The 23,973-nt window shown below is 60.8% G+C and carries 23 protein-coding genes, 1 tRNA gene and 1 riboswitch; of the genes, 15 read left to right on the top strand and 9 right to left on the bottom strand.

The window, feature by feature from the left end:
- The first annotated feature begins 4 nt into the window (after positions 1 to 4).
- The 3 genes from phrB (at position 5) to BLU85_RS19330 (ending at position 2,683) form a co-directional block, all read left to right on the top strand.
- Positions 5 to 1,456, top strand: coding sequence for a deoxyribodipyrimidine photo-lyase (phrB, locus tag BLU85_RS19340; protein WP_092202650.1), 1,452 nt, complete (start codon positions 5 to 7; stop codon positions 1,454 to 1,456).
- Between the two features lie 120 nt (positions 1,457 to 1,576).
- Positions 1,577 to 2,350 carry an SDR family NAD(P)-dependent oxidoreductase gene (locus BLU85_RS19335; RefSeq protein ID WP_092202511.1) on the top strand — a complete coding sequence of 258 codons (774 nt, stop codon included), beginning with the start codon at positions 1,577 to 1,579 and terminating at the stop codon, positions 2,348 to 2,350.
- Between the two features lie 27 nt (positions 2,351 to 2,377).
- Positions 2,378 to 2,683, top strand: coding sequence for a YkgJ family cysteine cluster protein (locus tag BLU85_RS19330; RefSeq protein ID WP_060740657.1), 306 nt, complete (start codon positions 2,378 to 2,380; stop codon positions 2,681 to 2,683).
- 113 nt (positions 2,684 to 2,796) lie between these two features.
- On the opposite strand, the gene BLU85_RS19325 is transcribed toward BLU85_RS19330, so the two are convergent.
- From BLU85_RS19325 to hemA, 6 genes are all read right to left on the bottom strand, one after another.
- Positions 2,797 to 3,315: an acyloxyacyl hydrolase gene (locus tag BLU85_RS19325; protein ID WP_092202509.1), complete on the bottom strand. Its 519-nt coding sequence runs from the start codon at positions 3,313 to 3,315 to the stop codon at positions 2,797 to 2,799.
- A 113-nt stretch (positions 3,316 to 3,428) separates the two neighbouring features.
- Positions 3,429 to 4,220 carry a glutamate racemase gene (murI, locus tag BLU85_RS19320; protein WP_092202507.1) on the bottom strand — a complete coding sequence of 264 codons (792 nt, stop codon included), beginning with the start codon at positions 4,218 to 4,220 and terminating at the stop codon, positions 3,429 to 3,431.
- Complete coding sequence (locus BLU85_RS19315; RefSeq protein ID WP_092202647.1) at positions 4,213 to 4,968, bottom strand: molybdopterin-synthase adenylyltransferase MoeB; 756 nt, start codon at positions 4,966 to 4,968, stop codon at positions 4,213 to 4,215. Before BLU85_RS19315 ends, murI begins: the two co-directional genes overlap by 8 nt.
- Positions 4,962 to 5,792 carry a peptide chain release factor N(5)-glutamine methyltransferase gene (prmC, locus tag BLU85_RS19310; RefSeq protein WP_092202505.1) on the bottom strand — a complete coding sequence of 277 codons (831 nt, stop codon included), beginning with the start codon at positions 5,790 to 5,792 and terminating at the stop codon, positions 4,962 to 4,964. The genes BLU85_RS19315 and prmC overlap by 7 nt, the downstream gene beginning before the upstream one ends.
- Before the next feature lie 14 nt (positions 5,793 to 5,806).
- On the bottom strand, positions 5,807 to 6,889 hold the full coding sequence (prfA, locus tag BLU85_RS19305) for a peptide chain release factor 1 (protein WP_092202503.1): 1,083 nt from the start codon (positions 6,887 to 6,889) through the stop codon (positions 5,807 to 5,809).
- Entirely contained in the window at positions 6,886 to 8,175 is a 1,290-nt protein-coding gene (gene hemA / locus BLU85_RS19300; protein WP_092202501.1) for a glutamyl-tRNA reductase, read from the bottom strand. The genes prfA and hemA overlap by 4 nt, the downstream gene beginning before the upstream one ends.
- 172 nt (positions 8,176 to 8,347) lie before the next feature.
- Between hemA and BLU85_RS19295 the strand changes: the two genes are divergently transcribed.
- From BLU85_RS19295 to BLU85_RS19255, 9 genes are all read left to right on the top strand, one after another.
- Positions 8,348 to 10,072, top strand: coding sequence for a tetratricopeptide repeat protein (locus tag BLU85_RS19295; protein ID WP_092202499.1), 1,725 nt, complete (start codon positions 8,348 to 8,350; stop codon positions 10,070 to 10,072).
- 4 nt (positions 10,073 to 10,076) lie between these two features.
- Complete coding sequence (gene lolB, locus BLU85_RS19290; RefSeq protein ID WP_092202497.1) at positions 10,077 to 10,694, top strand: lipoprotein insertase outer membrane protein LolB; 618 nt, start codon at positions 10,077 to 10,079, stop codon at positions 10,692 to 10,694.
- A 1-nt stretch (position 10,695) separates the two neighbouring features.
- Positions 10,696 to 11,547, top strand: a complete 852-nt coding sequence (gene ispE / locus BLU85_RS19285) for a 4-(cytidine 5'-diphospho)-2-C-methyl-D-erythritol kinase (RefSeq protein WP_092202495.1) — start codon at positions 10,696 to 10,698, stop codon at positions 11,545 to 11,547.
- 37 nt (positions 11,548 to 11,584) lie between these two features.
- Positions 11,585 to 11,659 (top strand) — tRNA-Gln (locus BLU85_RS19280).
- Between the two features lie 47 nt (positions 11,660 to 11,706).
- Complete coding sequence (locus BLU85_RS19275; RefSeq protein ID WP_003171603.1) at positions 11,707 to 12,648, top strand: ribose-phosphate pyrophosphokinase; 942 nt, start codon at positions 11,707 to 11,709, stop codon at positions 12,646 to 12,648.
- A gap of 142 nt (positions 12,649 to 12,790) precedes the next feature.
- A complete protein-coding gene (locus tag BLU85_RS19270; protein WP_060740648.1) occupies positions 12,791 to 13,393 on the top strand; it encodes a 50S ribosomal protein L25/general stress protein Ctc in 603 nt (200 codons plus the stop codon).
- A 166-nt stretch (positions 13,394 to 13,559) separates the two neighbouring features.
- Complete coding sequence (pth, locus tag BLU85_RS19265; RefSeq protein ID WP_003185374.1) at positions 13,560 to 14,144, top strand: aminoacyl-tRNA hydrolase; 585 nt, start codon at positions 13,560 to 13,562, stop codon at positions 14,142 to 14,144.
- Positions 14,145 to 14,166: 22 nt separating this feature from the next.
- Positions 14,167 to 15,267 (top strand): redox-regulated ATPase YchF, encoded by a 1,101-nt coding sequence (gene ychF, locus BLU85_RS19260; RefSeq protein WP_060740647.1) that lies wholly within the window; start codon positions 14,167 to 14,169, stop codon positions 15,265 to 15,267.
- 283 nt (positions 15,268 to 15,550) lie between these two features.
- Complete coding sequence (locus BLU85_RS19255) at positions 15,551 to 16,759, top strand: MFS transporter (protein ID WP_092202493.1); 1,209 nt, start codon at positions 15,551 to 15,553, stop codon at positions 16,757 to 16,759.
- Positions 16,760 to 17,333: 574 nt separating this feature from the next.
- Here BLU85_RS19255 and BLU85_RS19250 read toward each other — a convergent pair.
- Positions 17,334 to 17,921: a hypothetical protein gene (locus tag BLU85_RS19250; RefSeq protein WP_092202491.1), complete on the bottom strand. Its 588-nt coding sequence runs from the start codon at positions 17,919 to 17,921 to the stop codon at positions 17,334 to 17,336.
- Between the two features lie 3 nt (positions 17,922 to 17,924).
- On the bottom strand, positions 17,925 to 18,368 hold the full coding sequence (locus tag BLU85_RS19245; protein ID WP_092202489.1) for a DUF3592 domain-containing protein: 444 nt from the start codon (positions 18,366 to 18,368) through the stop codon (positions 17,925 to 17,927).
- A gap of 145 nt (positions 18,369 to 18,513) precedes the next feature.
- Positions 18,514 to 18,709: riboswitch (cobalamin riboswitch) on the top strand.
- Between the two features lie 127 nt (positions 18,710 to 18,836).
- Between BLU85_RS19245 and BLU85_RS19240 the strand changes: the two genes are divergently transcribed.
- The 3 genes from BLU85_RS19240 to BLU85_RS19230 are packed head-to-tail and all read left to right on the top strand — an operon-like array spanning position 18,837 to position 21,651.
- On the top strand, positions 18,837 to 19,850 hold the full coding sequence (locus BLU85_RS19240) for an ABC transporter substrate-binding protein (RefSeq protein ID WP_092202487.1): 1,014 nt from the start codon (positions 18,837 to 18,839) through the stop codon (positions 19,848 to 19,850).
- Complete coding sequence (locus BLU85_RS19235; protein WP_092202485.1) at positions 19,847 to 20,863, top strand: FecCD family ABC transporter permease; 1,017 nt, start codon at positions 19,847 to 19,849, stop codon at positions 20,861 to 20,863. Before BLU85_RS19240 ends, BLU85_RS19235 begins: the two co-directional genes overlap by 4 nt.
- Complete coding sequence (locus BLU85_RS19230) at positions 20,860 to 21,651, top strand: ABC transporter ATP-binding protein (protein WP_092202483.1); 792 nt, start codon at positions 20,860 to 20,862, stop codon at positions 21,649 to 21,651. Before BLU85_RS19235 ends, BLU85_RS19230 begins: the two co-directional genes overlap by 4 nt.
- A gap of 49 nt (positions 21,652 to 21,700) precedes the next feature.
- Here BLU85_RS19230 and BLU85_RS19225 read toward each other — a convergent pair whose 3' ends face one another.
- Positions 21,701 to 23,926: an OsmC domain/YcaO domain-containing protein gene (locus BLU85_RS19225; RefSeq protein WP_092202481.1), complete on the bottom strand. Its 2,226-nt coding sequence runs from the start codon at positions 23,924 to 23,926 to the stop codon at positions 21,701 to 21,703.
- Positions 23,927 to 23,973 lie beyond the last annotated feature (47 nt).

Genomic DNA, 23,973 nt, shown 5'->3' with positions numbered 1-23,973 from the left:
CAGCCTGCAACTGATCTGGCTGCGCAGCGACTTGCGCCTGCACGACAACACCGCCCTCGCGGCGGCCGCCGCCCAAGGCCCATGCGTGGCGGTATACCTGACCAGCCCCGAACAATGGCGTGCCCATGACGACGCAGCGTGCAAGATCGATTTCTGGCTGCGCAACCTCGGCGTATTGAGCGTGGCCCTGGATGAATTGAACATCCCGCTCCTGATTCGCGAGGCAACGCATTGGCACCAGGCGCCGCACGTGCTGCTCAAGCTGTGTCGCGAACTGAACGTTGGTGCCGTGCATGTCAACGAAGAGTACGGCCTGAATGAAACGCAACGCGACACCGAAGTCGCCCGTGCGTTGAATGATCAGGGCATCGAGTTTCACCGTCACCTCGATCAATTGCTGTTCAGGCCTGGCAGCGTACTGACCAAGACCGGCAATTATTTCCAGGTGTTCAGTCAGTTCCGCAAGGTCTGCTACAACCGGCTGCATGTTTCGCTGCCGAGCCTGGTCGCCACGCCGCGCCAGCAGGCCCGTATCGGCATTGCCCGCGATCCGGTGCCGCCCCATGTCGATGGATTCGCCCCGCCCAGCGAAGCACTGCGCGCCCTCTGGCCCGCCGGTGAAACGGAAGCCCGACGGCGCCTGGACAGTTTTGTCGACCAGCACCTCGACGATTACCAGCACGAGCGGGACTTCCCGGCCCGGCCCGGCACCAGCCAGCTCTCGGCCTACCTGGTAGCCGGGGTGGTGTCGCCACGTCAGTGCCTGCATGCCGCGCTGCAAGCCAACCGGGGTGAATTCGAAAGTGGAAGCACCGGCGCCGTGACCTGGATAAATGAATTGCTCTGGCGCGAGTTCTATAAACACATTCTCGTGGGCTATCCACGTGTGTCGCGTCACCGCGCGTTCCGCCCGGAAACCGAGGCGCTGGCGTGGCGCAAGGCCCCCACCGAACTGGAGGCGTGGAAACAGGCACGCACCGGCCTGCCGATTATCGATGCGGCCATGCGCCAATTGCTGGAAACCGGCTGGATGCACAACCGTTTGCGGATGGTGGTCGCCATGTTCCTGACCAAGAACCTGCTGATCGATTGGCGTGAAGGCGAGCGTTTTTTCATGCAGCACCTGATTGACGGCGACCTGGCCGCCAATAATGGCGGCTGGCAGTGGAGCGCCTCCACCGGCACCGACTCGGCGCCGTGGTTCCGCATCTTCAACCCTTTGAGCCAGTCGGAAAAATTTGACCGCGAGGGCCTGTTCATCAAGTACTGGTTACCTGAACTGAACGATCTGGACAGGCAACAGGTCCATAGCCCAAACACCCAAGGCGGCTTGTTTGGCGCAGTGGATTATCCGGCACCGATCGTCGATTTGCGCGAGTCCAGGGCCCGTGCGCTGGCGGCGTTCAGAAACCTGCCGGCGCGACAGGACGCAGCCGTCGAAGGGGCGGGCGATTAGCGCACATAAAATTGCCGGGCCGCGGGATGCAATATTTACCCGATAACATATAGTCGTACTGAACGTACGAGCGCTACTGAAAGTCGTGTATCAGCGTCTGGCAATCGAAAGGAGTACGGAATGGGTTCAAGACTGCCCCGGCGTTATTGGCTCACCGGGGCCGGCAATGGAATCGGCGCTTCGTTGGCTGAAGCGATACTCGAGACAGGTGCATACCTGGCCGTCAGTTCACACTCGCCCCGCTCGTGCGAAACCCTTTCGGTACGTTATCCAGGACAAGTGCTGACCGTGCCCGGCAATTTGACCGACAGCCAGACCGTGCGCGAGATCGGTGAACAGATCACCCGACAATGGGGCGCCCTGGATCAGGTGATCCTCAATGCTGGAACGACTGAGTACGTTGACGAACAGCATACTGACCATACATTGATCGAACATATCGTGCGCAGTAACCTGCTGGCCGCCAGTTTCTGCATCGAAGTGGCCATGCCCTTGTTGCGCGCCGGGACCCAACCTCATCTGGTGGGTATTGCCAGCCCGGCGACTTATCTGCCGCCCTCGAACATCGAGGCGGGCGGAAGCGGGATGCGCCATCTGTTCGAATCGACTCGGGCAGAGCTGGCGTCTGCGGGCATCGATGTGACCTGGGTGCATCCTGGCTACGACGATCCATCGCTGGGGCCCGACGATTGTTTCCCATTCCCGGCCCACTGGTCGCCAGAAGAGGCGGCGCGGCATGTGCTGAATCACTTGGTGGAACGCCCCCGGGAAGTCGCGCTTCCCATCGCGTCCATGAGCGCGCTTTGGCCCTTGCCTTCATCCACCGAAACCCTGCCGGCCGACAACGACTCATGCCAGGCAAAAAACGGCTATCCGATCAAGGGACGCCCCTGAGCCGCCGATTGCCTTACACTGCGCGCCATGAAAACCATCCCCCTCCATGAAATCCCGGCACCGGCCGTCACATGCTCGACATGCGCGGCGTGCTGCTGCCAGTTGGAAGTGATGCTGATCACCGACACCGGGGTCCCGGAGCGTTTTATCGACACGGACGACTGGGGTGGGGAAGTGATGCTGCGGCTCGACGACGGCTGGTGCGCGGCCCTGGATCGCGACAGCATGATGTGCACTATCTACGAAAAGCGCCCGCTGATCTGCCGCGAGTTCGAGATGGGCGCGCCGGAATGCCTGGAAGAGCGCCAGGGCATTGCGACGGCGTATCGGTAGGCGAAGAAAACCTGTGGGAGCGAGCTTGCTCGCGATAGCGGTAGGTCAGACAACTCCAGGGTGGCTGGTCTATCGCTATCGCGAGCAAGCTCGCTCCCACAATTGTTCAGGTGTTACAGCGGCATCGTGTAGTGCAGCGCGTAGCTTTCCACACCGTCGTTGGTCGACTTGATACCTGCGTTGGAGTAGTGAGTGGCGCGAATGCCCACTTCATGTCCGCCATTGAAGCGCAGGCCGAACCCGATGCGATCCTCGAACTGGAAGGCCGTCCCCAACTTGTTGGTTTCCACCTCGGTGTTGGCAAACAGCGCAACACCTACACCCGCCTCGATGTAAGGCTTCACGTTCTGGCCGGAAAACTCATACACAAAGACCGGCGAGAACGACAGGCTATGGTTGCTGGACGTCTCGTCCCCTTCCCAGTAGGTATAGGCACCGCTCCAGTAACCGGTCAGGCGACCGACATCGCTCTGCCACCAACTCTTGTCCCAGTCGAACTGCATGCCCAGGCGATAGGTCATGGTCGAGTCGCTAGTTTGGCCAACCCCAAACTCCACACCCGCCGCCTGAGCGGTGTAAGTGTGCCCCAGCAATGCAGCCGCAAACGCGGCAAAGCAGAATACGCGCTTCATTAGAAACATCCTTTGCGAACAGACTTAGTTAGTTTAGTTACAAACAGACAAAGCTATAGAAATCCGCGGTAAAACAGAAGTTCAGCCCGTTTCACACAATTTTCACGTTTTTCTTACAGTTCGAAGCTTCGCACAACGCCAGACGAATGCCATAGCAGCGGTAGGATTTTTCTCAAATGTATCGGGTCTGCGCTGGTCCAGAATTGCGTTTCATGGGGCGCCCCCTCTGCCAGCCACCCACGTTCGGCCAACAGGCGCTGAAGTTGCCGGGCCACGGCGGCGCCGGTGTCGATCAGGCTGATGTGCCTTGGGATCATGTCCTTGAGCAAAGACTTGAGGAATGGATAGTGGGTGCAGCCCAGGATCAGCGTATCGCAGCCGGCTGCAAGCAACGGCTCGACGTAGTGTTGCAGCAGTTGATGCAGGGCCTGGCTGTGCAGGTCCCCCGCCTCGATCAATTCGACCAGGCCCGGGCACGGCTGGGTGATGACGCGCACATCGGTGGCGAAACGGTCGAGCAAGGCGGCGAATTTGGCGCTCTGCAAGGTGCCGGTGGTCGCCAGCACCCCGACGATACCGCTACGGGTTGCGGCGGCCGCCGGTTTGACCGCCGGTTCCATGCCGACGATCGGCCAGCGGGGAAAATCGCGCCGCAGATCGGCGACCGCGGCCACCGTAGCGGTGTTGCAGGCGACCACCAACGCCTTGGCGCCCTGACTGAAGAGAAAGTCGGCAATGATCGCGCAACGTTGTCGGATGTATTCCGGGCTCTTCTCGCCGTAGGGAATGTGCCCACAGTCAGCCACATACAGCAGCGACTCATCGGGCAGCAACTGACGGATCTCCCCCAGCACCGACAGCCCGCCGACGCCCGAGTCCAGCACGCCCACCGGTGCGTCATTCATGCGAGCCACCACAGACACTGCACCCCGGGTCGCGCTTGACCCGCAATTCGCGGAAACGCGTGCCCAGGGCGTCGATCAGCAATAGCCGTCCCACCAACGGCTCGCCGAAACCGACCAGCAGCTTCAAGGCTTCAAGGGCTTGCAGACTGCCCACCAACCCCACCAGCGGCCCGATCACACCGGCTTCGCTGCAGGTCAGCTCGGCTTCGCTGCCATGGCCGTAGAGGCAGTGGTAGCAAGGGCTTTCAGGGCGACGCGGGTCGAACACCGACAACTGCCCTTCCAGGCGAATCGCCGCGCCGCTGACCAGCGGCTTACCCGCCGCGACACAGGCCGCGTTCACCGCTTCGCGGGTCGAGAAATTGTCCGAGCAGTCGAGCACCACATCCACCGCCGCGACCGCAGCGGCCAGGCTGTCTTCGTCCATGGCGGCCCGGTGAGGCACCAACCGAACCTCGGGGTTGATCGCCCCCAGGCGCCGCATCGCCGAATCGACCTTGCCCAGGCCGACGCTGTCGGTGTCGTGAATGACCTGGCGTTGCAGGTTGGTCAGGTCGACGCTGTCGAAATCCGCCAGGTGCATCTCACCCACGCCAGCGGCGGCCAGGTACAACGCCACCGGGGCGCCGAGCCCGCCGAGGCCGATGATCAACACGCGGCTTTGCTTGAGACGCAATTGGCCGTCGATGTCGACATGCTGCAACAGAATCTGCCGGCTGTAGCGCAACAGCTCCTGATCGTTCAGCACGGCAGGCACCCCAGGCTGATGCGCTCATGGCCCCCCAGGTCCTTGCGGCTGTGGACCTCGACAAACCCCTGGGCGCCCAGCAAATCGCGCACCGCCTCGGCCTGATCGTAACCATGCTCGAGCATCAGCCAGCCACCCGGTTCGAGGTGCGCCGGCGCCTGGGCCACGATCTGGCGCAGATCATCGAGCCCGTCCGGCCCGGCCACCAAGGCACTGGCCGGCTCGAAACGCACGTCACCCTCGGCCAGGTGCGGATCGCTGGTCGCGATGTACGGCGGGTTGCTGATGATCAACTGGAAACGCTCGCCCTCCAAGGCGCTGAACCAGTGGCTGCTCAATACCGTGACATTACGCAAGTCCAGGCGCTGGCGATTGCGTTCGGCCAGGGCCACGGCCTCCAGCACCCGGTCGACCGCCGTGACGTTCCAGGCCGCACGCTCACTGGCCAACGCCAGGGCAATCGCGCCGCTGCCGGTGCCCAGGTCCAGGACCCGGGCCGGTGTCGCAGGCAGCAAGGCCAGTGCGGTTTCCACCAGCAGTTCGGTGTCGGGACGCGGGATCAGCGTATGGGGCGCGACTTCCAGGTCGAGTTTCCAGAAACCCTGTTGCCCGAGGATGTAGGCCACCGGCTCGCCGGAGCGACGGCGACGCAGGTATTCGGAGAACAGCAGCGCCGCCTCGCTGGGCACGATCCGCTCGGGCCAGGTATGCAGGAAGCTGCGGGACTTGCCCAGGGCAGCGGCCAGCAACAACTCGACATCCAGCCGTGGCGTGGGCGAATCCGGCAGCTCGGCGGCGCGTAACAGACTGGCGATGATGGTCATTTATTCACCTGTGCTTACTCGCCAATCGCCGCCAACTGGTCGGCCTGGTATTCGGCCAGCAACGGCTCGATGACCGCATCGACACCACCGGCCAGGATCTCGTCCAGGGAATACAGGGTCAGGTTGACGCGATGGTCGGTGACCCGGCCCTGGGCGAAGTTGTAGGTGCGAATCCGTTCGGAGCGATCGCCCGAGCCCACCAGCAATTTGCGTTCGCTGGCGATGGCATTGGCCGCGGCGCTGGTCTGCTGGTCGTTGAGCTTGGCCGACAACCAGGCCATGGCCCGCGCACGGTTCTTGTGCTGGGAACGTTCTTCCTGGCACTCGACCACGATGCCCGAGGGCAAGTGGGTGATGCGGATCGCCGAGTCGGTCTTGTTGACGTGCTGGCCGCCCGCCCCGGAGGAACGGTAGGTGTCGATCCGCAGGTCCGCCGGGTTGATCTCGATGGCTTCCTGCTCGTCCGGCTCGGGCAATACCGCCACGGTGCAGGCCGAGGTGTGGATACGCCCCTGGGATTCGGTGGCCGGCACGCGCTGCACGCGGTGGGCGCCGGATTCGAACTTGAGCTTGCCGTAGACATTGTCGCCTTCGACCCGGGCGATGACTTCTTTATAGCCGCCGTGCTCGCCTTCGTTCTCCGACAGGATCTCCACGCGCCAACCGCGACGCTCGGCATAACGCGAATACATGCGGAACAGGTCGCCGGAAAAAATCGCCGCCTCGTCGCCGCCGGTGCCGGCACGGATCTCGAGGAACACGTTGCGCCCGTCATTCGGGTCCTTGGGCAGCAGCATGCGTTGCAGGTTGCTTTCCAGTTCGAGCAACTGCTCCTTGGCTTCGCGCACTTCCTCCACGGCCATTTCGCGCATGTCCGGGTCGCTGTCCTTGAGCAGCGCCTGGGCGCCTTCGAGGTCGCCCTGCACTTTAAGCAGCTGTTTATAGGTGGCGACAATCGGCTCGACTTCCGCGTATTCCTTGGAATAGGTGCGGAATTTGTTCTGGTCGGCAATGACTTCGCCATCTCCCAGCAAGGCGGTCAATTCTTCGAAACGGTCCTGGAGGATGTCCAGTTTGTTGAGCAGCGACGCTTTCATTGCGGTTTTTTATCCGAAAAGCTATCCGGTGAGCCCTCACCGAGGGCAAAGAGTTCCTGGGCCATGGCCAGCGCATCGAGGCGGCCCTCGGCAGTCAGCTTCTTGAGCTGGACACTGGGGGCGTGGAGCAGCTTGTTGGTCAGGCCGCGGGCCAGTTGCACCAGCACCTCCTCGGCACTGCCGCCGTTGGCCAGCAGGCGCTGGGCCTTTTGCAACTCCTCGTCGCGCAGGCGTTCGCTCTGCTGACGATACGCCTTGAGCACATCCACCGCCGCCAGCTCGCGCAGGCGCACCATGAAGTCCTCGGCGCCGACGCTGACCATCTCTTCCGCCGCCTGGGCCGCGCCCTGCCGGCTCTTGAGGTTCTCGGCCACCACCTCGTGCAGGTCGTCGACGCTATAGAGGTAAACATCGTCCAGCTCGCCGACTTCCGGCTCGATGTCCCGGGGAACGGCGATGTCCACCATGAAAATCGGCTTGTGCTTGCGCAGCTTCAGGGCACTTTCCACGGCGCCCTTGCCGAGGATCGGCAACTGGCTGGCGGTGGAACTGATGACGATATCGCTGTGCACCAGCTCGGCGGGAATGTCCGACAGCAGCACCGCATGGGCACCGAACTGTTCGGCCAGGGTGCTGGCCCGCTCCAGGGTCCGGTTGGCGACGACAATGCGTTTCACACCCAGGTCGTGGAGATGGCGAGCGACCAGGGTGATGGTCTCGCCGGCGCCGATCAACAGCGCCTGGCTGCGTTGCAAATCACTGAAAATCTGTTTCGCCAGGCTGACGGCGGCGAACGCCACCGACACCGGGTTCTCGCCGATGGCGGTGTCGGTGCGCACCTGCTTGGCGGCATTGAAGGTGGCCTGGAACAAGCGCCCCAGCAGCGGGCCGACGGTGCCGGCCTCGCGGGCCACGGCGTAGGCCGATTTCATCTGGCCGAGGATCTGTGGCTCGCCCAGCACCAGCGAGTCGAGCCCCGAGGCGACGCGCATCATGTGACGAACGGCCGCATCGTCTTCGTGCACATAGGCACTGGCGCGCAGCTCTTCAAGGCTCAGGTTGTGATATTCGGCCAGCCAGCGCAGCACTGAATCGGCCGAAACGTGATCCTGTTCTATATAAAGCTCACTGCGATTGCAGGTGGAGAGGATCGCAGCTTCGCGGCTGTCGGTGAGCCGGCAGAGCTGCTGCAGGGCCTCAACCAGCTGCTCTGGCGTAAAGGCCACGCGCTCGCGGACGTCTACTGAAGCAGTCTTGTGGTTAATACCGAGTGCAAGGAAGGCCATTCAAGGTCGCTGATGGTGACGTGAAGCCGGTAATTGTCCTACTTCGTCAGATTCAGAACAACCACTCGATCTCTATCGCCCTGCCCTGGGTTGTAAATCGACGGGGCGGTTATGTTTGACCCAAGGCTTGTGTCATGATGATCCGACCGCAGGTTAGTCGTCCTCTTCCTATATGAATAGATCTTCCGCGTTGCTCCTCGCCCTTGCCTTGCTCAGCGGCTGCCAGTCCATGGCCCCCGTTTCGACGGACGGTACGCCGCCAGTCGAAGACAGCGTGCAGGCCCCTGAAAAACCCAAGGTCTATGGCTCGTTCAGCGAAGAAACCATCTTCAGCCTGTTGAGCGCCGAACTGGCAGGCCAGCGCAATCGCTTCGACATTGCGCTGGACAACTACGTGACCCAGGCCATCAATACCCAGGACCCGGGCATCTCCGAACGGGCATTTCGCATTGCCGAATACCTGGGCGCCGACCAACCCGCGCTGGATACCGCACTGATCTGGGCCAGGAACGCCCCCGATGACCTGGAAGCGCAGCGCGCCGCCGCCGTGCAACTGGCCCGGGCAGGGCGCTACGACGACTCCATGGTCTATATGGAGAAAGTCCTGCTGGGCAAGGGCGACACCCATTTCGACTTCCTGGCGCTGTCGGCCGCCGACACCGACCAGGAAACCCGCAACGGCCTGATGAAAAGCTTCGATCGCCTGTTGCAGCGCCACCCGAATAACGGCCAGCTGATTTTCGGCAAGGCCCTGCTGCTGCAACAGGATGGCGACACCCAGGGCGCCCTCACCCTGCTGGAAGACAACCCGCCGGAAGCCGGCGAAGTGGCGCCGATCCTGCTGCGTGCCCGCCTGCTGCAAGGCTTGAACCGCGGCGACGAAGCCTTGCCGCTGCTGGAAAAAAGCATCAAGAAGTACCCGGACGACAAACGCCTGCGGCTCACCTACGCCCGCATGCTGGTGGAAAACAACCGCATGGACGACGCCAAGGTGGAGTTCTCCAGCCTGGTCCAGCAATACCCGGAAGACGACGAGCTGCGCTATTCCCTGGCACTGGTCTGCCTGGAGGCCAAGGCCTGGGAAGAGGCCAAGGGTTATCTGGAAGACCTGATCGCCCGGGAAAGCCATGTCGACTCGGCCCATTTGAACCTGGGTCGCATCGCCGAGGAACGCAACGACCCCGAGAGCGCACTGATCGAGTACGCCCAGGTCGGCCCGGGCAACGACTATCTGCCGGCGCAGTTGCGCCAGGCCGATATCCTGATCAGCAATGGCAAGACCGCCGATGCCCAGAGCCGCCTCGCGGTACAACGCGACTCCCAGCCGGACTATGGCATCCAGTTGTACCTGATTGAAGCCGAAACCCTGGCGGCCAACAATCAGAGCGACAAGGCCTGGAACGTACTGCAGCAAGCCCTGAAGCAGTACCCGGACGATCTGAACCTGTTGTATACCCGCGCCATGCTGGCGGAAAAACGCAATGACCTGGCCCAGATGGAAAAAGACCTGCGCCTGATCATCCAGCGTGACCCGGACAACGCCATGGCCCTCAACGCCCTGGGCTACACCTTGTCGGATCGCACCACCCGCTATGACGAAGCCAAGCTGCTGATCGAACAGGCCCACCAGATCAATCCGGAAGACCCGGCGGTACTCGACAGCCTTGGCTGGGTGAATTTCCGCCTGGGCAATCTCGACGAAGCCGAACGCCTGTTGCGCCAGGCCCTGGAGCGTTTTCCCGATCAGGAAGTCGCCGCTCACCTGGGCGAGGTCCTGTGGGCCAACGGCAAACAACGCGAAGCCCGGCAGATCTGGAGCCGATTCCTCAAGGATCAGCCTGACAGCCCTATCCTGCGCAGCACCATCAAACGCCTGACCGGATCCGAGACTCTTTAAAATTATGTTTTTGCGCCATTTCATCGTTTTCAGCTTCATTGCCTTGCTCGCCGGTTGCGCGGGCTTCGGCGCCCGTGAATCCGTCCAGGGCCAGGGCAACCAGGCCCAGTGGCGCGAGCACAAGCAACAACTGAGCGGCCTCGACGGCTGGCAGATCGACGGCAAGATCGGCATCCGCGCCCCGAAAGACTCGGGCAGCGGCACGCTGTTCTGGCTGCAACGCCAGGACTACTACGACATTCGCCTGTCGGGCCCACTGGGGCGCGGCGCGGCCCGCCTGACTGGCCGGCCGGGCCAGGTTTCCCTGGAAGTCGCCAATCAGGGACGCTACGAGGCTCCCACCCCCGAAGCGCTGCTGGAAGAACAGCTGGGCTGGAAACTGCCGGTCTCCCACCTGACCTGGTGGGTCCGCGGGCTGCCGGCACCGGACAGTAAAAGTCGCCTGACCCTCGACGCCGACAGTCGCCTGTCCAACCTGGAACAGGATGACTGGCAGATCGAGTACCTCAGCTATGCCCAGCAGAACGGCTACTGGCTGCCCGAACGCATCAAGTTGCATGGCAGCGACCTCGACGTCACGCTGGTGATCAAGCAATGGCAGCCGCGCAAGCTGGGGCAATGACATGACCGCTGCACGCCTGACCCTGCCCTCTCCGGCCAAGCTCAACCTGATGCTGCACATCCTCGGCCGTCGTCCGGACGGCTACCACGAGTTGCAGACGATCTTCCAGTTCCTGGACTACGGCGACGACATCACCTTCGCCGTGCGTGACGACGGCGAGATTCATCTGCACACCGAGTTCGAAGGCGTGCCCCACGACAGCAACCTGATCGTCAAGGCCGCGAAACAACTCCAGGCGCAATCCGGTTGCAGGCTGGGCATCGATATCTGGATCGAAAAAATCCTGCCCATGGGCGGCGGCATCGGTGGCGGCAGCTCGAATGCGGCGACGACTTTATTGGGCCTCAACCATTTGTGGCAGCTTGGCTGGGACATCGATCGCCTGGCTGCCCTGGGCCTGACGCTGGGCGCCGACGTGCCGGTTTTCGTGCGTGGCCACGCCGCTTTCGCCGAGGGCGTCGGGGAAAAACTCACCCCAGTGGAACCCGAGGAACCCTGGTACTTGGTGCTGGTGCCGCAAGTATCTGTAAGTACAGCAGAAATTTTTTCAGATCCACTGTTGACACGCAACTCTCCTCCCATTAAAGTGCGCCCCGTTCCCAAGGGAAACAGTCGAAATGACTGCTTACCGGTGGTAGCAAGGCGTTATCCAGATGTTCGTAACGCTTTGAATTTGCTAGGTAAATTTACCGAAGCAAAACTCACCGGAACTGGAAGTTGTGTGTTTGGGGGCTTCCCAAGCAAAGCTGAAGCTGATAAAGTCTCGGCCCTTCTTACAGAGACCCTTACAGGGTTTGTGGCAAAAGGAAGCAACGTTTCGATGTTGCATCGCAAGCTGCAAGACCTGCTCTAAAAGGAATCGAGTGCTGGGCACTCGCAGCAACAGATACAGGGGCGTCGCCAAGCGGTAAGGCAGCAGGTTTTGATCCTGCCATGCGTTGGTTCGAATCCAGCCGCCCCTGCCATTTTCCTATACTCATCCAGGTATACCCTCAGCCTTCAGGTACTGCGCGTGTCCAAGATGATGGTCTTTACGGGGAACGCCAACCCCGATCTGGCTCGGCGTGTCGTACGTCAGCTGCATATCCCTCTCGGTGACATTTCTGTCGGTAAATTTTCCGACGGCGAAATCACTGCCGAGATCAATGAAAACGTTCGCGGTAAAGACGTCTTCATTATTCAGCCGACTTGCGCTCCGACCAACGATAACCTGATGGAACTCGTCGTGATGGCTGATGCCTTCCGCCGTTCCTCGGCTACTCGTATCACTGCTGTTATTCCTTACTTTGGTTATGCCCGTCAGGATCGCCGTCCGCGTTCCGCACGTGTGGCCATCAGCGCGAAAGTCGTGGCTGATATGCTCACCGTAGTCGGCATCGACCGTGTCCTCACGGTTGATCTGCATGCTGACCAGATTCAGGGTTTCTTCGATATTCCCGTGGATAACATCTACGGCTCCCCCGTCCTGGTGGATGATATCGAAGATCAGCGCTTCGAAAACCTGATGATCGTGTCCCCGGACATTGGCGGTGTCGTGCGTGCACGGGCTGTCGCCAAATCCTTGGGCGTGGATCTGGGTATCATCGACAAACGCCGTGAGAAAGCCAATCACTCCGAAGTGATGCATATCATCGGCGACGTCGAAGGGCGCACCTGTATCCTGGTCGATGACATGGTCGATACCGCCGGCACCCTGTGCCACGCGGCCAAGGCCCTGAAAGAGCATGGCGCGGCCAAGGTCTTTGCCTACTGCACACACCCTGTGCTGTCCGGTCGGGCAATCGAGAACATTGAAAATTCCGTGCTGGACGAGCTGGTGGTGACCAATACCATTCCGCTGTCCGCTGCAGCACAAGCCTGTGCGCGTATCCGTCAACTGGATATCGCACCGGTGGTTGCCGAAGCGGTTCGCCGCATCAGCAATGAAGAATCGATCAGCGCGATGTTCCGCTAAGGGCCCCGCCCTTTCCAGGACATCCCGTTGACGAAAAGCGCCCCGCCCCGACATCACCTGTCGGGGCGGGGCTTTTTTGCCCATACCGTGCCTGACGCTGGTCGCAAACGTCACTCGGTCATGGCTATTTTGGAGATACAACATGAACGATTTTACTCTGAATGCTGAAGTGCGTTCCGACCTGGGGAAAGGTGCGAGCCGCCGCCTGCGTCGTCTCGCAAGCCTGGTTCCAGCTGTAGTCTACGGTGGCGACAAAGCCCCTGAGTCCATCAGCATGCTGGCCAAAGAAGTTGCCAAACTGCTCGAAAACGAAGCGGCCTACAGCCACATCATCGAGCTGAACGTTGGCGGCACCAAGCAAAACGTCGTGATCAAAGCCCTGCAGCGTCACCCGGCCAAAGGCCACGTGATGCACGCTGACTTCGTCCGCGTTGTTGCCGGTCAGAAGCTGACTGCTGTTGTTCCAGTGCACTTCATCAACGAAGCTGCTCCGGTCAAGAAAGGCGGCGAAATCTCGCACGTGACTTCCGAGCTGGAAGTTTCCTGCCTGCCGAAAGACCTGCCTGAATTCATCGAAGTCGACCTGGCTGACGCCGAAGTCGGCACGATCATTCACCTGTCCGACCTCAAGGCTCCTAAAGGCGTTGAGTTTGTTGCTCTGGCGCACGGCGACGACAAGGCTGTTGCCAACGTCCACGCTCCACGTGTTGCTCCAGAAGCCACTGAAGAAGGCGCTGCAGAGTAATTTCACTCTGTCGCCGGAGTGACCGGAAACATCGCGGACTGGAACGTAGCGAGACAGCGGGCGAGAACGCGAAGTTTACTCAACGGTAAATCCGCCATTTTCGTCCACTGTCGCAACACCGCCTGATTGCGACATCGTTATCCACACTCCAGGAAGGGCCCCTATCGTGACTGCCATTAAACTGATCGTTGGCCTGGGAAATCCAGGCGCTGAATACGAACAGACCCGGCATAACGCAGGGGCCCTTTTTGTTGAGCGCATCGCGCACGCACAAGGCGTCAGCCTGGCGGCCGATCGCAAGTATTTCGGCCTGACCGGGCGCTTCTCGCACCAGGGTCAGGATGTTCGCCTGTTGATTCCCACCACCTACATGAACCGCAGCGGCCAGGCCGTGGCGGCATTGGCCGGTTTCTTTCGCATCAAGCCTGAAGAAATCCTGGTGGCCCACGACGAACTCGACCTGCCTCCGGGCGTTGCCAAGCTCAAGCAAGGCGGCGGCCATGGCGGTCACAACGGGTTGCGCGACATCATCGCGCAACTGGGCAATCAGAATACCTTTCATCGCCTGCGGCTTGGCATCGGCCACCCGGGCGTTGCCAGTATGGTTTCTAACTTTGTCCTGGGTCGTGCGCCTCGCGCCGAACAGGAAAAACTCGATGCCAGCATCGACTTTGCCCTCGGCGTGCTGCCGGATATTCTCGCCGGTGAATGGAACCGCGCGATGAAAAACCTGCACAGCCAGAAGGCCTGACACTTATCCGAGGGGAAACACCATGGGATTCAATTGCGGCATCGTCGGCCTGCCTAACGTCGGCAAGTCCACCCTGTTCAACGCCCTGACCAAATCCGGTATCGCGGCCGAGAACTTCCCCTTCTGCACCATCGAGCCGAACAGCGGCATCGTGCCGATGCCCGATCCGCGCCTGGAAGCCTTGGCGGCTATCGTCAACCCCAAGCGCATCCTGCCGACCACCATGGAATTCGTCGACATCGCAGGCCTGGTGGCTGGCGCGTCGAAAGGCGAAGGCCTGGGCAACAAGTTCCTGGCCAACATCCGTGAAACCGATGCCATCGCCCACGTGGTGCGCTGCTTCGAAGACGAGAACGTGATTCACGTCTCCAACAGCGTCGACCCGAAGCGCGACATCGAAATCATCGACCTGGAACTGATTTTCGCCGACCTCGACAGCTGCGAAAAACAACTGCAGAAAGTTGCCCGCAACGCCAAGGGCGGTGACAAGGACGCGGTTGTGCAGAAGGGTCTGCTGGAGCAGTTGATCGCCCACTTCACCGAAGGAAAGCCTGCGCGCAGCCTGATGAAGAACATGAGCACCGACGAGAAGCTGGTGATCAAGGGCTTCCACCTGTTGACCACCAAACCGGTCATGTACATCGCCAACGTCGCTGAAGACGGTTTCGAGAACAACCCGCACCTGGACGTGGTCAAGGCCATTGCCGAGGAAGAAGGCGCCATGGTCGTTCCGGTCTGCAACAAGATCGAAGCGGAAATCGCCGAGCTGGACGACGGTGAAGAGAAAGACATGTTCCTCGAGGCCCTGGGCCTGGAAGAGCCTGGCCTGAACCGCGTGATCCGCGCCGGCTACGAGATGCTCCACCTGCAGACCTACTTCACCGCCGGTGTCGAAGAAGTGCGCGCCTGGACCGTCCGCGTGGGTGCCACCGCACCGCAAGCCGCCGGTGTGATCCACACTGACTTCGAAAAAGGCTTCATCCGTGCCGAAGTCATCGCCTACTCGGATTTCATCCAGTACAAGGGCGAAGCGGGCGCCAAGGAAGCGGGTAAATGGCGCCTGGAAGGCAAGGAATACATCGTCAAGGATGGCGACGTGATGCACTTCCGCTTTAACGTCTGACCCGGCCACGCCGCTCCACGCAGCATCCCAAAAAGCCCCGTTATCGCCCCGCGATGCGGGGCTTTTGCGTTGGAGCATCTCGGTGCAACCCAGAACCGTCCGATATCAATCCGCTGCCCGCCTACCCCTGGGCTTCGTTTGCTTGAATAGCTGTCCTGCCCGAATAACGTGTAACGGCCCATTCGCAGGCGTGCTCAAATGACCAGCCTCCGGTTTGCCGTCCCATTCGTTTGTGTCACAGGCAGCGGGTTATTCATCAGTGTCACATGATAAAGGAAGCATCATGGCCAACCCCTACCGCGAACTTTTCTCCACCCCGGGCGCCATCGGGCTAGTGATGACGAGCGCCATTGCCCGTCTGCCACAGGCGATGATCGGCATTGGCATCATCACCATGCTGGTGCAGCAGACAGGACTTTATTGGCTGGCAGGCGCGGTCGCCGGTACCTATACCCTGGCGACTGCGCTTATCGGTCCGCAAGTATCGAAACTTGTCGACCGGCGGGGGCAACGCAGGGTTCTGCCCCCTCTGGCGGCCTTCAGCACCAGTATGCTGCTCGCGCTGATCATTGCCGTATACATGAGCGCTCCTGTCACACTGCTGTTTATTCTCGCGACATTGGCGGGCACGATGCCAAGCATGCCCGCCATGATAAGGGCACGCTGGATACAGCTTTTCCGTGGTAAGCCACAGCTGCACACAGCCTTTTCCCTGGATACCGTTATAACTGAACTGGCCTTTGTCATCGGCCCGCCACTTGCCATTGGTTTGAGCATCAGTGTTTTCGCCCAAGCCGGGCCCCTTGCTGCGGTCTTGTTGTTGATGGTCGGTGTGACGGCGTTTCTCATGCAGCGGCAGACGGAACCGAAGGTGGTCGTGGGCACAGCGAGGAGCACAGGCTCGACCTTGCTTATCCCCGGCGTTCCTACCATCGTGCTCGCACTGTTGGCGATGGGCGTCATTGGAGGATCCGTTGACGTGGCGGTTGTCGCCTTCGCCAACGCACAGGGCTGGCCGGCATCTGCCAGCTTCATCCTGGCAACCTATGCCCTCGGCTCACTGATCGCAGGCCTGACGTTCGGCGCCTTGAGGGTTTCCATGCCGATTGACCAGCAGTTTTTTATCGGGTCGCTGGTAACGGCAGTCACTGCTGTGTTGCCCATTCTTTCACCGAACGTCTACGTCCTTTCCGGCATGCTATTTTTGGCAGGCATGTCGTTTGCGCCAACGATGGTCATCATCATGAATCTCGGCACGATGATTGTTCCGCCTTCCAGGATCACCGAAGGGTTTACGTGGATGTCGACCGGCGTCAGCATCGGCGTAGCGCTCGGCGGCGTATTGGCGGGCCTGGTCATCGACGCCTGTGGCGCGCAGGCAGGGTTCGGCGTCGCGATTGCCGCTGGCCTGGCCATGGTGCTGATAGTGCTTCTGGGGCTGCGTACACTGCGCACTTCGTCTGCAACTGGTCACGAAATCACCTTCCAGTGATGTGCATGACTGGACTTGATGCATGCCTCGATTTCCAGAGTCCATTCAATATGGCCACCACTCGGTGCCTCGCCAGGGCTCGGCATGCCCTCACTCCGGCATTTATGTCACTGAACCACCGTCATCGCGAGCAAGCTCGCTCCCACATGGACTCGCGGGTGTTCACAGCATCTGCACACGACACAAGAACCTGTGGGAGCGAGCTTGCTCGCGATGACGTCAGCACAGCCAACATCACCGCAAACTGATCCTCCGCTTTCGCGAGCAAGCTCGCTCCCACATGGGGGTGTGGATGTTCACAGTATCTGCACACGACACAAAAACCTGTGGGAGCGAGCTTGCTCGCGATGACGTCAGCACAGCCACATCACCGCAAACTGATCCTCCGCTTTCGCGAGCAAGCTCGCTCCCACAGAAGGAACGCGTTCACTCTAAGCCAGACCGGCTATGAGGCCACCTCGCTTGGCTTTTGATCTTGGGCGCCCCGTTAACCACGCTGGCCGAACGCAGGCATTGTGGAGTGGGCATCCCGGCATGCATGCCGGGATAGCCGTGGCATTACTCCACAATCCGACTAGAACAGATAACCTATGTAAATCGCGCCACCACCACCGGCCTGCAAGCCAGCGTTTATGCCGGCCATGACCAGCGCCCCCTTGGCCGACCGCGCCAATTGCCGGCTGACCGTGGCGGATGCAATGAGCGAGGTCGCCGGGTTGGAACTCAGGGCCACCGACAACGCCAGCAGCTTGGGATCGAGCCCGAACAACAGCGCCGTGGCCGAACCACCGATTCCCAGGCCCACCCCTACTTCGGTGTACATGCAAGGCCCGGTGATGTCGTCACTGGTCAGGTCGCGAGCGGCCAAGGCATCGCTGACAAACACCTTGCCGGTGCTGGGAAAAGCCTCCGCCGCCCCCGCTGCCGACACACCCTTGCCCTTGATCTGGATATTGATCTTGCCGAAACGCGGCAGCCGCGCACCAAATCCGGCACCTACTCCGACGCCGCCGTAGCGGTAGCTGACGTCCTCGCCCTGGGGCGAACGCAGGGTGATCGAACCGCCACTGCCCGCCACCATGACCACGGTCAGGCCGCCGCCGCTGGCGGTCTGATACTGCCAGCGACTTTCATTGACCGGGATCGGGATGTTGTAGCTCATACGTTAAAGTCCTTTATGTGAATGAACCGTACCGCGACCGCGCTGACGGATAGCTTTTGCCAGACCGACGAGCGTGAACACCAGACCGATAAGACCCAGGACCCCGGAAGTGCCCCACAGCGCGGCCGAGTCATCGACGATGGCGCTGTTGGCCGGCTGCTCGGGCAGGTAATGCACCCGCACCGGCTGACCCTGCTGATAGCCGAAGATGAAGCCACCCTGGGGGTAGGAGATGTTTTCACCGCTGCTCGTGGTGAAGGCGATCTCAGGATGCGAACCACCGGCATTCAAGTGGCTGACGATGCCATCGGCGGTCTGTGCGCGGTCGAGAAACTCGCGTCGCTCAAGCGTGAGATTGATGGCAATGCTCAACAAACCGATACCAATCAGGGCAAACAGCAGGCCCAGCAATATCTTCCCGATGTGTGACGGGGCGTAGTTAACCATGGCTTGTCTCAGTGTTCGTCCATGAAGAGGGCGATCAGAATAGCAAGAAGCGGCGCTATGCCGCACCTCCCGAAAATCATTCCCGCAATCGTACGATGCCAGGAGAACGCCTCTCAGTGGCGAGTGGTGATAAACACCCCGATCGACTAACATGCCGACCGCCGGTTCCCCCACGGGACTAATAGGGAATCCGAGATGCCTCGCACGGCATCAAACGGAACTGCCCCCGCAACTGTAGGTGCTGAGCCTGCTCCTCAATGGCCACTGGGATCGCCCCGGGAAGGCTGGAGCCAGGCGATGACGCATCAGTCAGGAGACCTGCCGGCCAAGTCAATCACTAACCGGCGGGGTGTCCGGGAAGAGCATCCTTGCGTTGCGCGTCACTGGGCCGATCGGCAGCGACAGCGTTCGATGATGTGTTTTCCAGTCCGTCCCCTGCTCCGTGTACGGTCAACTGGAGTTTGCATCATGCTGCTGCCCCGCCTTGTCCCCTTCGTCATTGCCCTGGGTCTGCCGAGCCTCGCCCACGCGGCCCCGACTCACTATCCCCTGACCCTCGAGAATTGCGGCAGCACACTGACCTTTGAGCAAGCACCCAGTCGCGCCGTGACCATCGGCCAGGCCGGCACTGAAATGCTCTATGCCATGGGGTTGAGCGACAAGGTGGTCGGCACTTCGCTCTGGTTCAACGATGTGCAGATGAAGTACAAGGCGCAGAACGACAAGATCGAACGCCTGGCCGATAACGAGCCGAGCTTCGAGGCGGTGATCGGCAAACGTCCGCAACTGGTGGCGGTGGAACTGGAATGGATGGTCGGGCCGCAAGGCGTGGTCGGTACCCGCCAGCAGTTTCATGAACTGAAGATCCCGACCTACCTGATGCCCTCCGATTGCGAGGCCAAGGATAATCTGGTCGGTGCGGATGGCACGCGGCTGGAGGCGTTTCGCATCGACAGTATCTACAAGAGCATCAGCCAGTTGGCTGAAATCTTCGACGTACAGGAGCGTGGCCAGCAGTTGAACGCCCAACTCAAGGCCAGCCTGGCGAAGTCTATCGCCACGGTGCAGGCCAAGGATCTGAAGCAGACGAGTGCGCTGTTCTGGTTCTCCAGCGCCAGTCTGGACATTGACCCCTACGTAGCCGGGCACAAGGGCATTCCTGACTTCATGCTCAGTACCCTGGGCGTGCGCAACGTGGTTGAATCCGATGAGGAATGGCCGACCGTCGGCTGGGAAACCATCGCCAAGGCCAACCCGACCTTCCTGGTCATTGCCCGCATGGATCGCCGACGTTTTCCAGCGGATGACCATGAAAAGAAACTGCAATTCCTGCGCAGTGACCCGGTGACCCGCAATATGGACGCGGTGAAAAACAACCGCATCATCATTCTCGATGCGATGGCCATGCAAGCGAGCATCAGAATGTTCGACGGCCTGGAAACCCTGGCGACGGCCATCAGCGGCTACGACCTGCCGAAATGATTCCGACGCTGATTCGAACGTTGCTGGCGTTGGTGACGCTGCTCCTGGCAGTGATTGCCGGTGTGGCCATCGGTGAAACGAGTATCGAGCCGAGTGTGGTGTTCCAGGTGCTGGCCAACAAACTGTGGGCGGCAGGTTATACCCTCGACCCGATAGACGAAGGCATCGTCTGGAACTACCGGCTGACCCGTGCGCTGGTGGCAGCGGCCTGCGGTGCGGGCCTGGCGACCTGCGGGGTGATCTTGCAATCGCTGTTGCGCAACCCATTGGCCGATCCTTACCTGCTCGGCATCTCCGCCGGCGCCTCGACAGGCGCGGTACTGGTGGCGCTGCTGGGCATTGGGGCGGGTCTGGTTTCGTTGTCGGCCGGGGCCTTCGCCGGGGCCGTTGCCGCGTTCGCCGTGGTCGTTTTGCTGGCCCGCGCCAGTCGCTCACCCGCTGGCACCGGGCAGATCATCCTGGCCGGCATTGCCGGCTCGCAGTTGTTCAATGCGCTCACCGCGTTTCTGATTACCAAGTCCGCCAGCTCCGAACAAGCTCGCGGCATCATGTTCTGGTTGCTGGGAAATCTCAGTGGGGTCCGTTGGCCGTCGGTGTGGCTGTCGGTGCCCGTGGCATTGATCGGTCTCGCGGTGTGCCTGTGGCATCGGCGGGCGCTGGACGCCTTTACCTTTGGCGCCGACTCGGCCGCCTCCCTCGGCATTCCGGTACGCCGGGTGCAATTTCTGCTGATCAGTTGCGCGGCACTGGTGACAGCGGTGATGGTGTCGATCGTGGGCTCCATCGGTTTCGTCGGGCTGGTCATTCCCCATGCCGTGCGTTTGTTGCTGGGCACCCGGCATGCGCGCCTGTTGCCAGCAAGCGCGTTGGGTGGCGCGGTGTTCCTGATCGCCGCCGATGTATTCTCCCGAACGCTGATCAAAGGCCAAGTCATCCCGGTCGGCGTCATCACTGCACTGGTGGGCGCTCCAGTGTTCGCGTTGATCCTGATCGGTCGGAGAAATGCCCGATGAATGCCGTCACCGCTGTCATCGGCGAATCCGTGCTGAGTTGTTCCGGCCTCGGGTTCCATGTGCGGGACGCCGAGTTGTTGCACGATATCCACCTGGACATCCGTCGGGGCGAAACCCTGGGCCTCGTCGGGCCCAACGGTTCGGGAAAATCCACACTGCTCAAACTGCTGGCGGGCGTACGTGCCCCCAGCCGGGGCGACATTCAGCTCAACAACCAGCCCCTCAAGACGCTGGCACGGCGAACCGTCGCGCAGACCCTGGCCGTGGTTGAGCAACAGGCCGACACACTGGATGCGATCAGCGTGTTCGACGCCGTTGCCTTGGGCCGAACGCCGTGGCTATCAGCCTTGAGCCCGTGGTCCAACGAAGACGCCGCCATCGTCCAGCAGGCGCTGTGGGACGTCGATGCGGCGCACTTGAAAAACCGCACCTGGCACAGTCTGTCCGGCGGTGAACGCCAACGTGTCCACATCGCTCGGGCCCTGGCCCAGCGCCCACAGATTCTCTTGCTGGACGAACCCACTAATCACCTGGATATCCAGCATCAGCTCGCCATCCTGAAAGTCGTGCAAGCGCTACCTGTCACGACGGTCATCGCCCTGCACGACCTGAACCAGGCGTTGACCTGTGACCGCCTGGCGGTACTGGAGCGGGGTCGGCTGGTGGCGCTAGGCAAGCCTCTGGAGGTGCTGACCCCGCAACGCTTGCAGGATACGTTCGGCGTGCACGCCCATTACCTGATCGACCCTTTCGACGGCGCGCAGATCCTGCGATTTCGTTCCGTTTGACTGAGCCTCGGGGTTCGGAAAAAACCGAACCCCATGCAAGTGCCGGGATTCAGCCAAGCGACGGGGCGAGCCCGGAAGGTAAAGCCGACACATTGGCCCGCGCCGCGTGCAGTTTTTTGTAGCTGTCGATCAGGCGCAGGTGTCTATCGAGACCCTCCAGCTTCATGCTGGTCGGCGTCAAGCCATGGAAGCGCACGCTGCCGTCCACCGAGCCGATCGCCGCATCCATCCGCTCGTTGCCAAACATCCGGCGGAAATTGGCCTCGTAGTCTTCCAGTTCCAGGTCTTCGTCCAGCTTCATCTCCAGCACCACATTCACGGCCTGGTAGAACAACCCGCGCTCAACCGTGTTGTCGTTGTACTGCAAGAAGGTTTCCACCGCTTCCTTCGCCTCTTCGAACTGCTGCAAGGCCAGATAGATCAACAGCTTCAACTCCAGGATCGTCAACTGGCCCCAAGCCGTGTTGTCATCGAACTCGATGCCGATCAAGGTGGTGATGTCGGTGTAGTCGTCCAGCTCGCTTTCCACCAGACGCTCGACCAGCGCTTGCAGTTCGTCTTCGTCCAGGCTGTGCAGGTTCAGGATGTCGGCGCGGAAAAACAGCGCTTTGTTGGTGTTATCCCAGATCAGATCGTCCACGGGATAGATTTCCGAATAACCCGGCACCAGGATACGGCAGGCTTTCGCGCCGATGTGCTCGTAGACCGCCATGTACACTTGCTTGCCCATGCCTTCGAGAATGCCGAACAAGGTCGCGGCCTCCTCGGCATTCGAGTTTTCACCCTGGCCGGAGAAGTCCCACTCCACGAATTCGTAATCTGACTTGGCACTGAAAAAGCGCCACGACACCACGCCGCTGGAGTCGATGAAGTGCTCGACGAAGTTATTCGGCTCGGTCACCGCATGCCCCTCGAACGTCGGCTGGGGCAAGTCGTTGAGGCCTTCGAAACTGCGGCCCTGCAACAATTCGGTCAGGCTGCGCTCCAGTGCCACTTCCAGGCTCGGGTGTGCGCCGAAGGAGGCAAACACTCCGCCGGTGCGCGGGTTCATCAACGTGACGCACATCACCGGGAATTCTCCCCCCAGGGATGCATCCTTCACCAGGACGGGGAACCCCTGCTCTTCCAGCGCCTGGATACCGGCCATGATGCCCGGGTACTTCGCCAGCACGTTGGCCGGTACATCCGGCAGCGCGAATTCACCTTCGATGATCTCGCGTTTGACCGCGCGCTCGAAAATCTCCGACAGGCATTGCACTTGAGCTTCGGCCAGCGTGTTACCGGCGCTCATGCCGTTGCTCAGGAACAGGTTTTCAATCAGGTTAGACGGAAAATACACCACCTCGCCGTCCGACTGGCGCACGTACGGCAGCGAGCAGATGCCGCGCTCTTCATTACCCGAGTTGGTGTCGATCAGGTGGGAGCCACGCAGCTCGCCGTCGCGGTTGTAGATGTTCAGGCAATACTCGTCGAGGATTTCCGCTGGCAGCGCATCTTTACGGCCAGGCTTGAACCAGCGTTCGTCCGGGTAATGCACAAACGCCGCGTTGGCGATGTCTTCGCCCCAGAACTGATCGTTGTAGAAAAAATTGCAGTTCAGTCGCTCGATGAACTCGCCCAACGCCGACGCCAGGGCGGCCTCTTTGGTCGCGCCCTTGCCATTGGTAAAACACATCGGCGAGTGGGCATCGCGAATATGCAGCGACCACACATTGGGCACGATATTGCGCCACGAAGCGATCTCGATCTTCATGCCCAGGACCGCCAAAATACCCGACATATTGGCGATGGTCTGTTCCAGCGGCAGGTCCTTGCCGGCGATGTAGGTGCCCGCTTGGGAAACCGAATTGGGCATCAGCAACGCCTGGGCATCGGCGTCGAGGTTGTCCACCTCCTCAATGACAAACTCAGGCCCGGCTTGCACGACCTTCTTCACCGTGCAACGGTCGATGGAACGCAAAATACCTTGGCGGTCCTTGTCGCTGATATCCGCCGGGAGTTCGACCTGGATCTTGAAGATCTGGTTGTAGCGATTTTCCGGATCGACAATATTGTTCTGCGACAGGCGAATGTTATCGGTGGGAATATTGCGCGTCTGGCAATACAACTTCACAAAGTAAGCCGCGCACAACGCCGATGAAGCCAGGAAGTAATCGAACGGCCCGGGGGCCGAGCCGTCGCCCTTGTAGCGGATAGGTTGATCGGCCACCACCGTAAAGTCATCAAACTTGGCTTCAAGTCGAAGGTTGTCGAGAAAGTTGACCTTGATTTCCATACGGGATTACCAGCATCACGAGCAAAAAATAGGCGGCCATTATCCGC

Source organism: Pseudomonas sp. NFACC14 (assembly GCF_900106885.1).
GTDB lineage: Bacteria > Pseudomonadota > Gammaproteobacteria > Pseudomonadales > Pseudomonadaceae > Aquipseudomonas > Aquipseudomonas fluorescens_AA.
Note: the sequence above shows the minus strand (reverse complement) of the source record. Positions and strands in the feature narration are given on the sequence as shown.